Annotated in this window: 10 protein-coding genes; 6 read left to right on the top strand and 4 right to left on the bottom strand. The window is 69.4% G+C overall.

What is annotated here, in order from left to right; translation table 11 throughout:
- Nucleotides 1-47: 47 nt before the first annotated feature.
- The 4 genes from purF to alr form a co-directional block, all read right to left on the bottom strand.
- Entirely contained in the window at nt 48-1,517 is a 1,470-nt protein-coding gene (gene purF, locus BUQ68_RS04440; RefSeq protein ID WP_095407269.1) for an amidophosphoribosyltransferase, read from the bottom strand.
- Between the two features lie 198 nt (nt 1,518-1,715).
- Nucleotides 1,716-2,357, bottom strand: coding sequence for a CvpA family protein (locus BUQ68_RS04435; RefSeq protein ID WP_075214710.1), 642 nt, complete (start codon nt 2,355-2,357; stop codon nt 1,716-1,718).
- 70 nt (nt 2,358-2,427) lie between these two features.
- Nucleotides 2,428-3,855, bottom strand: coding sequence for a DNA repair protein RadA (radA, locus tag BUQ68_RS04430; protein ID WP_075214709.1), 1,428 nt, complete (start codon nt 3,853-3,855; stop codon nt 2,428-2,430).
- A gap of 139 nt (nt 3,856-3,994) precedes the next feature.
- Entirely contained in the window at nt 3,995-5,116 is a 1,122-nt protein-coding gene (gene alr, locus BUQ68_RS04425; protein WP_075214708.1) for an alanine racemase, read from the bottom strand.
- 186 nt (nt 5,117-5,302) lie between these two features.
- Between alr and BUQ68_RS04420 the strand changes: the two genes are divergently transcribed.
- The 6 genes from BUQ68_RS04420 to rpsB all read left to right on the top strand — a co-directional run bounded on the left by BUQ68_RS04420 (nt 5,303) and on the right by rpsB (nt 14,261).
- Complete coding sequence (locus BUQ68_RS04420; RefSeq protein WP_075214707.1) at nt 5,303-6,238, top strand: c-type cytochrome; 936 nt, start codon at nt 5,303-5,305, stop codon at nt 6,236-6,238.
- A 513-nt stretch (nt 6,239-6,751) separates the two neighbouring features.
- Nucleotides 6,752-7,879, top strand: coding sequence for a porin (locus tag BUQ68_RS04415; RefSeq protein WP_139315148.1), 1,128 nt, complete (start codon nt 6,752-6,754; stop codon nt 7,877-7,879).
- 636 nt (nt 7,880-8,515) lie between these two features.
- A complete protein-coding gene (locus BUQ68_RS04410) occupies nt 8,516-9,454 on the top strand; it encodes a porin (protein ID WP_075214705.1) in 939 nt (312 codons plus the stop codon).
- Between the two features lie 341 nt (nt 9,455-9,795).
- Nucleotides 9,796-12,264 (top strand): BON domain-containing protein, encoded by a 2,469-nt coding sequence (locus BUQ68_RS04405; RefSeq protein ID WP_075214704.1) that lies wholly within the window; start codon nt 9,796-9,798, stop codon nt 12,262-12,264.
- A gap of 257 nt (nt 12,265-12,521) precedes the next feature.
- A complete protein-coding gene (locus BUQ68_RS24520) occupies nt 12,522-13,193 on the top strand; it encodes a hypothetical protein (RefSeq protein WP_175577727.1) in 672 nt (223 codons plus the stop codon).
- Nucleotides 13,194-13,481: 288 nt separating this feature from the next.
- A complete protein-coding gene (gene rpsB, locus BUQ68_RS04395) occupies nt 13,482-14,261 on the top strand; it encodes a 30S ribosomal protein S2 (protein ID WP_075214703.1) in 780 nt (259 codons plus the stop codon).
- Nucleotides 14,262-14,354: the final 93 nt, after the last annotated feature.

Raw genomic sequence — 14,354 nt, 5'->3', positions numbered from 1 at the left:
ATCATCAGGAGGTCCGGCCGTAGCGAACGGCCGGACGATGCGGGGTGTCAGCGGGCTTCGGCCAGCAGGGTCAGCTGGCGCACCGACGGGTCGGACGACTGGTCGGTGAGCGCGGTCGGATATTCGCCCGTGAAGCAGGCGTCGCAGTATTGCGGGATCACATTGTCCCGCTTGGCCTGCCCGACGGCCCGGTAGAGCCCGTCGATGCTGAGGAACGCGAGGCTGTCGACGCCGATGTAGGCGGTCATCTCCTGGATCGACATGCGCGAGGCGAGGAGCTTGCCCTTTTCCGGCGTGTCGACCCCGTAGAAGCAGCTGTCGCGGGTCGGCGGCGAGGCGATGCGCATGTGCACCTCGGTCGCGCCGGCATCGCGCATCATCTGCACGATCTTCACCGACGTGGTGCCGCGCACGATCGAATCGTCGACGAGCACGATGCGCTTGCCCTGGATCACCGTCCGGTTGGCGTTGTGCTTCAGCTTCACGCCCATGTGGCGGATCGAATCGGTCGGCTCGATGAAGGTGCGGCCCACATAGTGGTTGCGGATGATGCCGAGATCGAATGGCAGGTCCGCCGCCCGGGCGAAACCGATGGCCGACGGGGTGCCGCTGTCCGGCACCGGAATGACGATGTCGGCGTCGACGCCGCTCTCGCGCGCCAGTTCGGCGCCGATCCGCTTGCGCACCTCGTAGACCGAGGTGCCGCTGAACACCGAATCCGGCCGGGCGAAGTAGACGTATTCGAAGATGCAGAAGCGCGAGGCCGTGCGACCGAACGGCTTGATGCTCTCGATGCCCTCGTCGGTGATGATCACCATCTCGCCGGGCTCGATCTCGCGCACGAAACGGGCGCCGATGATGTCGAGCGCGCAGGTTTCCGAGGCGAGCACCAGGGCGCCCTCCAGGTCACCGAGGATGAGCGGGCGGATGCCGAGCGGGTCGCGGCAGCCGATCATCTTCTTGTTGGAGATGGCCACCAGCGAATAGGCGCCCTCCACCCGGGACATGGCGTCCACGAGCCGATCCACCAGGCGCACCTTGGGGCTCGTCGCCACCAGATGCAGGATGGTCTCCGTGTCCGAGGTGGACTGGAAGATGGAGCCGCGGCGCTGCAATTCCTTCTGCAGCGTCATGGCGTTGGTGAGGTTGCCGTTGTGCGCGATGGCAAAGCCCCCGCCCGTGTACTGGGCGAACAGCGGCTGGACGTTGCGGATGCCGGAGCCGCCCGTCGTGGAATAGCGGGTGTGGCCGATCGCTCGGTCGCCGGGCAGGCGGGCAATCACGGACGGCTTGGTGAAGTTGTCGCCGACGAGGCCGATGTGCCGCTCGGTGTAGAACTGCCGGCCGTCGAAGGAGCAGATGCCCGCCGCCTCCTGGCCGCGGTGCTGGAGCGCATGGAGACCGAGGGCGGTGAGCGCCGCCGCGTTCGCTGCGCCGTAGACGCCGAAGACGCCGCATTCCTCGTGGAATCGGTCATCCTCACCCGCGTCGAACGGGTGCATCGTGAAGTCGTCCATGTCTCGTCTCCGGAAGGCCATTCGGGCGCCGGCGCCCGTTTGCGCCCTCTATATAGTCCCGATGACAGGCGAATCATACGGCCGGACCATCGGCTTTCGTCGGGCCTCGCCGCCAAGCCGCCGAAGCACTGAAACGATTGCCGGCTTGACGGACGGGTCAGGTCGACAAGACATCGCTCTAAAGGAAGCCGGCAGGTCTCAATTGCGCGGCGCCTCGGTCGACTGGATCAGCTGGTCGAGGCCTTGCCGTTCGCCGGAGCGGTAGGCCGGATCCGTGCGGCCGGTCTCGCCGTCCGGCGGCGGCGTGGAGCCGTCGTCGCGGAGCGGGTTCTGGAACTGCTCCAGGATCTCCTTCTCCGGATCCTCCGGCAGCGCCGCCAGCAGTTGCCCGCCGATGGCGTTCAGAAGCGGCTTGGACTTGGCGTCAACCACCCAGCTCGGCTGCGCCCGCTCCTCCGGGATGAACCAGTTGAAGAAGAGCATGCCGACCACCACCAGGAGGAGGCCGCGGGCCGCCCCGAACACGAAGCCGAAGGTGCGGTCGATCGGCCCGATCCGGCTGTCGAGCACGAAGTCAGAGATGCGCATGGTGATGAAGGACACCACCATCAGGGTGATCAGGAACACGCCGCCGGCCGCCACCGCGATGGCGATCTGGCGCTGCGCCACGTGCTGCTGCACGAAGGGCAGCACGTCGTCATAGAAGAAGAAGGCAGCCGCCGCCGCCGACACCCAGGCGGCGATCGACAGCACCTCGCGCACGAACCCTCGGATCATGGCGAGCATGGCCGAGATCAGCATGATGACGAGAAGGATCCCGTCCAGGAGTGTGATCGGCATCGTCAGCCATTCCCCGATGTCACCGGGCCCCCCGGTCTGGGCCTGTCGGTCGATCCGCGCCGCGACAGCCTCAGGCGCGGACCGCGCGCGGCTCGGCCGCCGTGACCCGCGGGCGAGAGCCCCCGGCGATCCGTGCGACCAGATCCGCGAGCTCCATGACCTCACCGACTCGGATGGCCGTCAAGGAGTCTTCGCCCGGTCCGCCTTTCGGCGCCACCGCGCGGGAGAATCCCAGCTTTTCGGCTTCCTTGAGACGGCTGGCCGCATGGGCCACCGGCCTGACCGCACCCGACAGACTGACTTCGCCGAAATAGACGCAATCCGGCCCGAGGGCAACCCCGGCCAGGGACGACACCAGGCTGGCGGCGACCGCCAGATCCGCCGCCGGCTCCTGGATCCGGAGACCGCCAGCCACGTTGAGATAGACGTCGTGCTGGCCGAACCGGATGCCGCAGTGCGCCTCCAGCACGGCGAGGATCATCGACAGCCGGTTGCCGTCCCAGCCGACCACGGCTCGTCGCGGCGTGCCGAGGGAGGAGGGCGCCACCAGCGCCTGCACCTCCACCAGCACCGGCCGCGTGCCTTCCATGCCGGCGAACACGGCCGCCCCTGGCGACGAGGCGTCCCGGGTGCCCATGAAGAGCTCCGACGGGTTCGGCACTTCCTTGAGGCCCCGGCCCGTCATCTCGAACACGCCGATCTCGTCGGTCGGGCCGAACCGATTCTTCACCGCCCGGAGCACGCGGAAATGCCGGGCGCCGTCGCCCTCGAAATAGAGCACCGCGTCCACCATGTGCTCCACCACCCGCGGGCCTGCGATGGTGCCCTCCTTGGTGACGTGGCCGACGAGCACCACCGTCGCGCCCGATTCCTTGGCGTAGCGGATCATCGCCTGGGCCGACGTGCGCACCTGCGCGACCGTGCCGGGGGCCGAATCGACCACCTCGGTCCAGAGCGTCTGGATGGAATCGATGATCACCAGGTGCGGCGCCGGACCGTCTGCGAGCGTCGTCAGGATGTCCTCCACGCTGGTCTCGGCGGCCAGCGCCACCGGCGCGTCCGCAAGGCCGAGCCGCTCGGCCCTCAGCCGCACCTGCGCCACCGCCTCTTCGCCGGACACGTAGACCACCCGCGCGCCGAGCCGGGCCAGCGTGGCGGCCGCCTGGATCAGCAGCGTCGACTTGCCGATTCCCGGATCGCCGCCGACAAGGAGCGCCGACCCGCGCACGAAACCGCCGCCGGTTACCCGGTCCAACTCCGCGATGCCCGTGGCGACGCGCGGTGCCTGGTCGATCTCGCCCGAGAGCGCCACCAGCGGCACCACGCGCCCCTTGCGCATGGGGCGCCCCTTCTGGCCGATGATGGCGCCGCCGATGCCGCTGCCGGCCGTCTCCTCCACATAGGAGTTCCATGCACCGCAGGATTCGCACTTGCCGGTCCATTTCGGCGCGGTGGCCCCGCAGGTCTGGCAGACGAAATGGGTGGAGCGCTTGGCCATCGGCGGGCGGGCTTTCCAGGTGCGATGCGGATGGGGATGTTCCTGTTTTGTACAGGCTTGGCCGCCGAAAGGCAAGCGGATCGGGACGCGCCGACGGCCGGCAGCTGTGGATTTCCGCTGCGGATAACCCGCGTCCCGATCAGCCCCCCAGATAGCGCCGCTCGTAGCGGTCGCCGAGCCCGGTGAGGAGCTCCCAGCCGATCGTCTCGGCGTGCGCCGCGACTTCGTCGATCGGCACCGTCGGGCCGAACAGTTCCACCCAGCCGCCGCGCACCGCGGCCTCGCGGGGCGCGTCGGTGAGGTCCACCGCCAGCATGTCCATGGAAATGCGTCCGGCGATCGGCACCCGCACGCCGGCGACCGCCGCCACCGCGCCGCTTGGCGTCGCGCCGCCGCCGATCCGGCGGAGGAACCCATCCGCGTAGCCGACCGACACCACGCCGATCCGGCTCGGCCGCGCCGGCCGGAACGTCGCCCCGTAGCCGACCGCCGCCCCCGGCGGCACGTCGTTCACCTGGATCAGCCGCCCCTCCAGCGTCGCCACCGTCCGCAGCGGCGGCACGTTGGCCGCCCAGCGCGCGCCGTAGAGCGCGATGCCGGGCCGGACGAGATCCTGGTGCACCGCCGGCCCGAGATCGACCCCGGCGGAGTTCGACAGCGAGCCCGGCACCCCCGGAAACAGCGCCCGCGCGGCCGCGAACCGGCGGATCTGCTCGCCGTTCAGCACATGCTCCGGCTGGTCCGCGCAGGCGAGATGGCTCATCAGAAGGGCAGGGCGGAGCCGCGCCAGCCGCCCCGCGTCGGCCGACAGCGCCGCTGCCTCCGCCGCCGACAGCCCCAGCCGGTTCATGCCCGTGTCCACATGGAGCGCCACCGGCTCGCCGTCGCCACCCGTCTCGGCGAGCCAGGCGTCCACTTCGGCGAGGCTGCCGAGCACCGGCCGCAGGCGCGCGTCCCGGTAGACGGCGCCGGCGCCGTCGAAGAAGCCGTTCAGCACATAGATGGTCACGTCCGGCAGCACGGCCCGCAGGCGCACGCCTCCGCGCGGCAGGGCGACGAAGAAGGTGCGGCAGCCCGCGGCGGCGAGCGCCCGCGCCACCGGCTCCACGCCGAGCCCGTAGCCGTCGCCCTTGACGACGGCCGCCGTCTCCGCCGCGCCGACGCGCGCCCGGATGTCGCGCCAGTTCGCCACCAGGGCGTCGAGGCCGATGGTCAGCCGTCCGCCGGCCGGGAGCGAGGAGAGAGGATGCGACGGTTGCATAAGGCTGGAGCCTACGTGATTCCGACGAGGAAGTCGCCAGAGGGCGGCGGTGGCCAGCCTTGCGCCGGATGCGGACCGGATCGCTTCGGCGCCGCTTTCTCGCCGCCCCGATCACCGATCCGTTTTTTGACATGGCTTCTGACGCCACTAGGCTGTCGGCGGACCAACGAGCGGAGCCGCGCCCTGATGCTGAAGACCCTCCTTGCCGCCGCCTCCGGGCTGGCGGTCGTCGGCGCCGGTGCCTTCTGGTTCATCACCGCGCCGACTCGCACGGCCGAGGCGGCCTTGCCGAACCACGTGGCGGATCTTGCCAACGGCGAGCGCATCTTCCACGCCGGCGGCTGCGCCTCCTGTCACGCGGCCCCGGGCGCCAAGGGCGAGGAGAAGCTGAAGCTCGGCGGCGGTCTTGCGCTCAACACCCCCTTCGGCGTCTTCAACGTGCCCAACATCTCGCCCGACCCGCAGACCGGGATCGGCGGCTGGAGCACGGTCGATCTCGTCAACGCCATGATGCACGGCACCTCGCCGGAGGGCGCCAACTACTACCCGTCCTTTCCCTACACCTCGTACGCGCGTATGCGCGTGGAGGACGTAATCGACCTGAAGGCCTACCTCGACACCCTGCCGGTGGTGGTCAACCAGGTGGCCGATCACCAGCTCGGCTTTCCCTTCTCGGTGCGGCGCGGCGTCGGGCTCTGGAAGCGCCTCTACCTCGATCCGTCGCCCGTGGTCGCGCTCCCCGCCGATGCCTCCGACGCGATGCGCCGGGGGCAGTATCTGGTGGAGGGGCCGGGCCACTGCGGCGAGTGCCACACCCCGCGCGGTCCGATCGGCGGACTTCAGACCGCCACCTGGCTCGCCGGCGCCGCCAACCCGGAAGGCAAGGGCGTGATTCCCAATCTCACGCCGCACGCCGAGGGTCTGGAGTCCTGGTCGGAGAGCGACATCGCCTACGCCCTGGAGAGCGGCTTCAAGCCGGACTACGATTCCTTCGGCGGCAGCATGGTGGCCGTGCAGGAGAACATGGCGCTCCTTCCCGCGGAGGACCGCGACGCGATCGCCGCCTATCTGGCGGCGATTCCGCCCCATCCGGACGCCGTCTCGGCCGAACCGGGGTCCTGATCCGACGGTCCTCGTTCGCCCCGGCCGCCGCACGCCGAGACCGCGCCGGCGGCTCCATGTGCGCGCATCATACCTCTCCGCGCCGCACGCCCGGCGTCGCCCGCGGCGTCGACCCTTGATCCGCTCCGAAGCCGCCTAGGCTTACGGAATCGCCCGCTGCCGGCCTTAGCCGTCGACCGATCGGGCGGCCCGTCCTGTCCCTTGCCGGTCACACAGCCCGCACAAACCGCCCGGAAAGCCGCAGCCGCCCCACGTGCGGCGGCTTTGGGTTAACTCCGTGTTTACGAAGGCATTTCGGGCGCATGTAGTGCTCGTGATATATATGCAACAACGCATTCCAAACGGCCACAAGTAGTCGCCAGGATATATGTTCGCTGTTGAATGGAACGGGCCGATCGGTCAGTTTGACTGCACGAGTTCGGACGAACCGAGCTTGTGAAACACCGCTCCGCCGACTGTCTGGGGTGGCAGTCGCTTCAAGGCGGCGCGGTGACACAACAGAAATCGGCCCGCGTGACGGACGCCGCTGATGCCAGGATCTCCCGGCGTCTGTCGGAACAAGGCTTCAGGGCGATTTCTCCTCTGGTTGACTTTGGAGGTCAGGAAATGAACATCAAGAGCATCCTGCTCGGCACGGCCGCCGGCCTGATGGCCGTCACCGGCGCCCAGGCTGCGGACCTGCCGGGTGAGCCGGTTCCGGTCGCTGTGGATTACGTCAAGGTTTGCGATACCTTTGGCGCTGGTTTCTTCTACATCCCCGGCACCGAGACCTGCCTCGACATCTCCGGCCGTGTCCGCTTCCGCGTGACCGCCTACGAGAGCGGCGCTGACGACGACTTCACCGTCCAGTTCCGCGCCGACGCCCGCGTCGACTTCGACGCCCGTACCATGACCGAATACGGCCAGCTCCGGTCGTTCTTCCGTCTGGCGACCAACAGCTCGGATGGCATCCTCGTCGAGGGCGCGTTCATCCAGCTCGGCTACGTGACCGCCGGTCTCGCTGGCGACCTCTACAACGCCGACGTCCTCTACGGCATCAACGACGCCGCCGTTGAGAACCACGACGAAGCCACCCAGCTGACCGTCCTCGTGGACGACATCGGCGGCGGCTTCTACGTCGGTGCGTCGATCATGTCCGCCGCGGACTACGACCTCCGCGACGAGTTCTATGACGACTACCTGCCCGAGCTGCAGGCTGCCATCGGCATCGCCGACCAGCCCTGGGGTTCGTTCGACCTGTCGCTGCAGTACATCCCGGACGAAGAGCGCGTCATCGGCAGCGATGATCGCTTCTCGGTCAAGGCCACTGCCGACCTGACCGTCTTCGAGGGCCTCTCGGCTCGTCTGGCTGCCGCTTACTTCAGCGACTCGCCGGAAGAGTTCGCTCGCGGCGGTGTCGCCGACGGCGACGAGACCATCATGCTCTCGGGCGCGGTGTCCTACGCGTTCAGCGACGCCGCGGCTGTCTACGCCGGTCTGCGCTACGACATGCAGGACGAGTCGGACGATGACCTCTTCGCGAACATCGGCGTCGACTACACCGTCACCTCCGGCCTCGTGCTGACGGGTGAAGTGTCCTACGCCGAGATCGACAACGACGACAGCCTCCAGGGCATCGTCCAGCTCTCGCGTACCTGGTAAGACGGTCCCCCCTCCAAAGGGAACTGGTGGAGAAAGGCTCGGCTTCGGCCGGGCCTTTTTTCGTTTCCGTCGAAGGACGTCCAGGTCGCGCCGACGCCGTGCGATCCGAACCGGCCGTCCGATGACCGCCGCTTGACGCGGCCCGGTCGCCCGAGGCGAGCTCGACACACGATTCCGACCGCAAACAGCCCGGCTCCAGCCGGGCTTTTGTCGTTTCAGGCCCGTGTTCTTCCGGCGGACCGATTCCCCATCGCCAGTCCCGGAACAATGGGGTCGCCCGGCCAACAGAACAATTTATAGCTGCATGAGAGTACCAAAATAGTACGCAAAATATTTCAGTAATTACATACCATGTTGCACAAACGCAACAACTCTAGGACGACTGGCCTGTTTGCGGCGGCGGAGCGCTCTCAGCCGTTGATCCGAACCCCTCCATCGGCAATTCATGAGCCTGCGAAATCTGACAAGGACATTCGCAGTTGCCGCGATACGGCGGGTCCCGAAGAGGACCTCGGCGAACCGCGGCGCCGAACGGGAAACGCTTCTGGGATGCGGTCGCGATAGCCGGGAAACGGCGGTCGCGCGGCGCGAACGGCGGAGCGGATTCCTCCTCTGGTTGACTTTGGAGGTCAAGTTATGAACATCAAGACGATCCTGCTCGGCACCGCCGCGGGCCTCATGAGCGTGTCGGCCGCTGCTGCCGCCGATCTTCCGGGCGAGCCGGTTCCGGCTGCCGTTGACTACGTGAAGGTGTGCGACACCTTCGGCAAGGGCTTCTTCTACATCCCCGGCACCGAGACCTGCCTGGACATCTCCGGCCGCGTCCGCGCCAAGGCCGAGATCGACTTCGACGACGCCGTGACCTTCAAGGCCGACGGTCGCGTCCAGTTCGACGCCCGCACCGCCACCGAGTACGACACCCTGCGGTCGTTCCTCGAGATCAAGACCACGAACGCCGCTGGCTTCGAAGTCGGCAAGGCCTTCATCCAGCTGAGCTACTTCACCATCGGCTTCGCGGCCGACTTCATGGACGGCTTCGGCGGCGTCTACGGCGACACCGATCGCAACAACTTCGGTTCGACCGACCTCACCGCCCAGGTGATGGTCGACGACCTCGGCGGCGGCTTCTACGTCGGTCTCGCCGGCATCATCTCGGACAGCGGCGACAAGCTGGTTGCCTCGTCCGACGGCGATTGGGAAGTTCAGGGCATCGTCGGCATCTCCGGTCAGCCGTGGGGCTCCGCGGCCATCGCGGCCTCCTACCTGGATGCCACCGAGTCCTTCCTCGTGAAGGCCGGCGCCGAGTTCACCGTCACCGACGAACTGTCGGTCGCGGCCTCCGCCGCCTATGACGATGCCAAGGAAGAGACCTACCTGGCTCTCGGCGCCTCCTACACGGCGACTTCGGCTCTGACCGTCTACGCCAACGTCGGCTACGAGGTCGATGCCGAGGAGTTCGGCGCGACCGTCGGTGCCGACTACGGGATCGTGTCCGGTCTGACCCTGACCACCGAAGTCGTCTACGACGAGACCGACGAGTTCACCGGCCTCGTCATGCTGTCCCGCACCTGGTAATCGGCTTCGGCCCCTTACCGATCGACAAGGACGAGGCCCGGCACCCGCCGGGCCTTGTTCCATTCGCGCGTCTGCGCCATGCCGCAGGCCCAGATACGCCCTCCCGAACGGCGCATCCCGCTGGCACCGCTCCGTCCCGGCCGGCCTTTGCAGCCGCCAGAGGACTGCCGCGCGCGTCGCCGCACGGCCGCTGCGGCATTCCGGCAACCATGTCCCAGAATGACGCAGGTCCGGACCCCTTGCGCCGTTGCGCCGCCTGCCGCCCGCACATACCCTCCCGGACAAAAGTTCCCGGGTCGTGAGACCCGTCGGCAAAATGATTCGGGTGGGGAGTTGCGTGCATGGCGGACTGGAAGGTCCAGGCGGCGTCGATTGCGACGGTCGCGGGGGTGTTGACGATCGGGGCGGTCGCCTTCGAAGGCGGCGCCATCGAGCAGTCCATTCGCGACCGGGCGGCGGAGGTGCTGGCACCGGAGATCACCGGCTGGGCGACGGCCGACATTGACGGCCGCGATGTCGCACTCACCGGCGTCGCCCCCTCCGAGGCCGCCCGTGCTCTTGCCGAGCAGCGCGTCGCCCGCCTCTTCGGCGTGCGCGGCGTCGACATGTCGAGCACCGACCTTCTGCCGGAGCAGTCGCCCTACGAGGTCCGCCTCGTTCGCCAGAACGGCGTGCTGTCGCTGGAAGGCAGCGCCCCCTCGGGGCCGGAGCGCGCCCGCATGGTGGACGCTTTCACCCGCGCCGTCCCGAACCTTGCCTACAATGACCGTCTGACCCTCGCCCGCGGCGCGCCCGAGAACGGCTTCGCGGAGGCCCTCGCCGCGCTCTATCCGCTGCTCGCCGCGTTCGAGACCGGCGCCATCATCCTCTCCGACACCACCGTGTCGGTGGCAGGCGAGGCGGCGAGCAACGAGGCCTACGCCCGCCTGCAGGCGGGCCTGCCGCCGCTCCCGCCCGGCTACGCCGTGGCCGACGTCGCCGTCACCCGCCCGGTCGCCTCGCCCTACATCTATTCCGCAGCCGTCGACGACACCGGCGTGGTCGTCTCCGGCTTCGCGCCGGATCCGGACACCCGAAACCGCCTGTTCGGCCTTGCCCGCACCGCCGCCGGACAGGCGCCGATCGGCGACCGGGTCGATCTTGCGTCCGGCGCGCCGGATGGCTTCGCCGAGGTGGCGGCTGACGCGCTCGACTTCCTGCCGCTCCTCGTCCGCGGCCGGGTCGACATCGCCGACCGCCGCATCGTCGTCAGCGGCACCGCCGCGGATCCGGCCGCCTGGCGCACGCTCAACGCCCACCTCGGCGCCTGGGCGCCCGCCGGCTACACGGTCGAGGCCGATGTGGGCCTCCCCGTCGTCTCGCCCTACACGCTGACGGCGGTCCGTGCCGGCGACAAGGTGACGGTTTCCGGCTTCGTGCCGACCGATGCCGTCCTCGAAGGGCTGAAGTCCACCGCCACCAAGGTGGCCGGCCTCAAGGGGGCGGTCGTGGAAGCGACCCTTGCCGACGGCGCGCCCGACGCGTTCGCCGCCGCCGCCGGTTTCGCCATCCAGGCACTCGACCACCTCTCCGCCGGCACCGCCTCGCTCGCCGACCGGCGGATCGTCATCGACGGCACCGCCGAAAGCGGTGCGGAACTCCTGGAACTCCGCGCGCTCGTCGCGTCCGCCGCGCCGGAGGGCTTCGAGGTGGCGCTCACCGTGGTGCCGCCGAAGGTTTCCCCCTACGTCTGGTCGCTGGAAAAGACCGCCGACAGCCTCGTGGTCGCCGGCTATTCCCCGTCCGAGGAGGTGAAGACCGCCGTCCGCGAGGCGTCCGAGGCCGCGTCCGAGGACCTGGCGGTGGCGGACCGCAGCCAACTCGCCAGCGGCCTATCCCCCGACATCGCGCCCGAGGCGGTCGCGGCCTTCGCCGCCGAACAGCTCGCTCGGCTCGACACCGGCCGCGTCGTCCTGGAGGATGGCGCGATCACGCTCATCGGCGCCACCGGCGACGCCCGCACGGCGGTCGCTGTCCGGCAGGCTTTCGAGACCGCGCTGCCGGCCGGCACCCGCCCGAGCCGAATCGCCCTCGACGCGCCGCCGGCGTTGACCTTCACCATCGAACGCGGCCTCGACGCCGTCGTCCTGGAGGGCACCGTGGCCGATGCCGCGGCACGCGACCGGATCGCCGAGGTGGTCCGCCGCGCGTTCGGGACGATCGACGTGGAGATGAGCCTGGAGGAGTTCCCCGGCCTCCCGGCCGACGCGGCCGATGCCGCCATCGCGGCGGTCCGGGCGGCCTCGCTGCTCGCCACCGGCACGGTCGACCTTTCCGGCACCGTCCTCACCGTCCAGGGCAAGGCCTTCACCGGCGTCGGCGCCACCCGCCTTTCCACGGACGTGGCGACGGACCTGCCGTCCGGCTACCGGCTCGACACCTCCATCAGCGTCGCCCGCCGCGAGCCGCCGGTTCCCGCCGCGGCCTGCCAGGGCATCATCGATCCGCTGCTCGCCGCCAACGCCCTCTATTTCGAACCGGGCGTCGCCGCCGTCGCCGACGACAGCCACGGCTTCCTCGACCGGCTCGCCGGGGCGCTCCTGCGCTGCGAGGGCATTCGCCTCCGCATCGAGGCGACCGGCGACCAGCCGGGGCAGGGGGCGGAGCTCGGAAAGAAGCGCGCGACCGGTGTGGCGCGCTTCCTGGAGACCACCGGCATGAACCTCAACGCGATCGAGACCGCAGGCGTGGAAAGCCTGCCGCCCACCACCGGCCCTGCCGGCGCGGCGGACCGGCGGATCGCCATCACCGTCCTGCCCGCCACCCCGTGACGGCAGGACACACGGCGCATGGGAGACTGACATGATCTATCTGACGTTCGCGCTCTGGCCCTATCTGGCCCTGGCGCTCCTGTTCGGATTGGCCATAGGCTGGTTCACGGCGCGGCCGAGCCGCGAGGGCTGACCGACATATGGACCATCCGGTCCACGAGAGCGCTTGTCCTTTCTGACAGAATCGTCATGCCTGACGGGGTCGTCGGATCGACAAGAAACTGCTCTAGACTGAACGCTCTAGGGGGGAGATCGACGTGATGGTCTGGCTTGTGCTGGAAATCTTCATCCTGATGGCGTTGACCACGTTGCTCGGCGTGGTGATGGGCGCATCCGCCCGCCACGGCTTCGCCGGGCGCGCACCCGCGCTTGCCGGCATCGTGCCGCCGACGGTGGCGCCCGGCATGGCGACGCCGCCCCCCGCGCCGGTCTGGGCCGCGGCGGATCTCGGACCGTCCGCCCCGCCGCCCCCCGTGGCCGAGGCGCCGATCACGGCCGACCTCACCCCCGTGGCGACCGCGGCCGACCCTGAACCCGCGCCCGTCGCGGCGCCCCCTGCGCCCGCCGCCGCCGTTGATGCCGCTCCGGCCCCGGTCGATTCGACCCCGACCGATCCCGCCCCCGCCGAGCCGCCCCCGGCCGTCGCCGACGGCATCATCGACGCGGAGCGCGCCGCCACCGCCGACCAGGTCGGCGTCCGGCCGCTGGCCCTTGCCGGCCCGCGCGACGGCAACACCGACGACCTGAAGCGGATCAAGGGCATCGGCCCGCAGAACGAGGCCCGCCTCAACGCCCTCGGCATCTACCACTTCGCCCAGATTGCCGACTGGACGGTCGACGAGGCCCGCTGGGTCGGCACCTACCTCGCCTTCCCGGGCCGCATCGAGCGGGAGAAGTGGATCGAGCAGGCGAGGGCGCTCACCGGCTGAAGCCGCCCCGGCGCAGTGCCTTCCCATCGCGGCGGGTCGTCTGAAGCCGGCATGGGCCCTTCGCCACAAGCCGAACCGCGCACGAGCGCGGCTTTTCGGCCCGATTGGGCTTGCGCACCAGGGCACTCCTGGCCTATATGCCGCCCCATCCCACACGCGGGAGCCGCGGGTGCGCATCTTGTTTTGCGCGTCCGTCCGGTCGGATGCCGGTCACGTCCTTGAGACGGTCCGGGCACCATCATCCGAAGTCCCGCGGAGGCTGAACCGGAAAATCAAGGACGTCTTTCTATGGCTCTCCCCGACTACACCCTTCGCCAGCTTCTGGAAGCCGGCGTGCATTTCGGTCACCAGACCCACCGCTGGAACCCGAAGATGAAGCCCTTCATCTTCGGCGAGCGCAACAACGTCCACATCCTCGACCTCGCCCAGTCGGTGCCGCTGCTGCACCAGGCGCTGAAGGCCGTGTCGGACACCGTTGCCCGCGGCGGCCGCGTGCTCATCGTCGGCACCAAGCGCCAGGCCCAGGAGCCGGTCGCCGCCGCCGCCCGCATGTCGGCCCAGTATTTCGTCAACGCCCGCTGGCTCGGCGGCATGCTGACCAACTGGAAGACCATCTCGGCGTCGATCCAGCGCCTGCGCAAGCTCGACGAGACGCTGAACGGCGACGCCGCCCAGCGCCTCACCAAGAAGGAGCGCCTGGTGATGACCCGCGAGCGCGACAAACTGGAGCGCGCGCTCGGCGGCATCAAGGACATGGGCGGCACGCCGGACCTGATCTTCGTGATCGACACCAACAAGGAGAAGATCGCGATCGACGAGGCCCGCCGCCTCGGCATCCCGGTCGCCGCCATCCTGGACAGCAACTGCGATCCGGACGGCATCACCTTCCCGGTGCCGGGCAATGACGACGCCGGCCGCGCCATCGCGCTTTACTGCGATCTGGTCGCCCGCGCCGCCATCGACGGCATCTCGCGCGGCCAGGGCTCCATGGGCGTCGACATCGGCGCCGCCGAGGAGATCGCCGTGGAAGAGCCCGCGCTTGCCGAGGCGAGCGACGCCGCCGCCTGACGAGGGCCCGCCTTTCTCTACGTTCGAGCGGCGGGCGGACCCCTATCGGTTCGCCCGCCGTTTTCCTGAAGTGTTCCGTACGTTCGTGCGTGC

This window comes from Mongoliimonas terrestris (assembly GCF_001927285.1).
Taxonomy (GTDB): domain Bacteria; phylum Pseudomonadota; class Alphaproteobacteria; order Rhizobiales; family Pleomorphomonadaceae; genus Chthonobacter; species Chthonobacter terrestris.
This window is presented reverse-complemented; position numbering and strand designations above follow the sequence as displayed.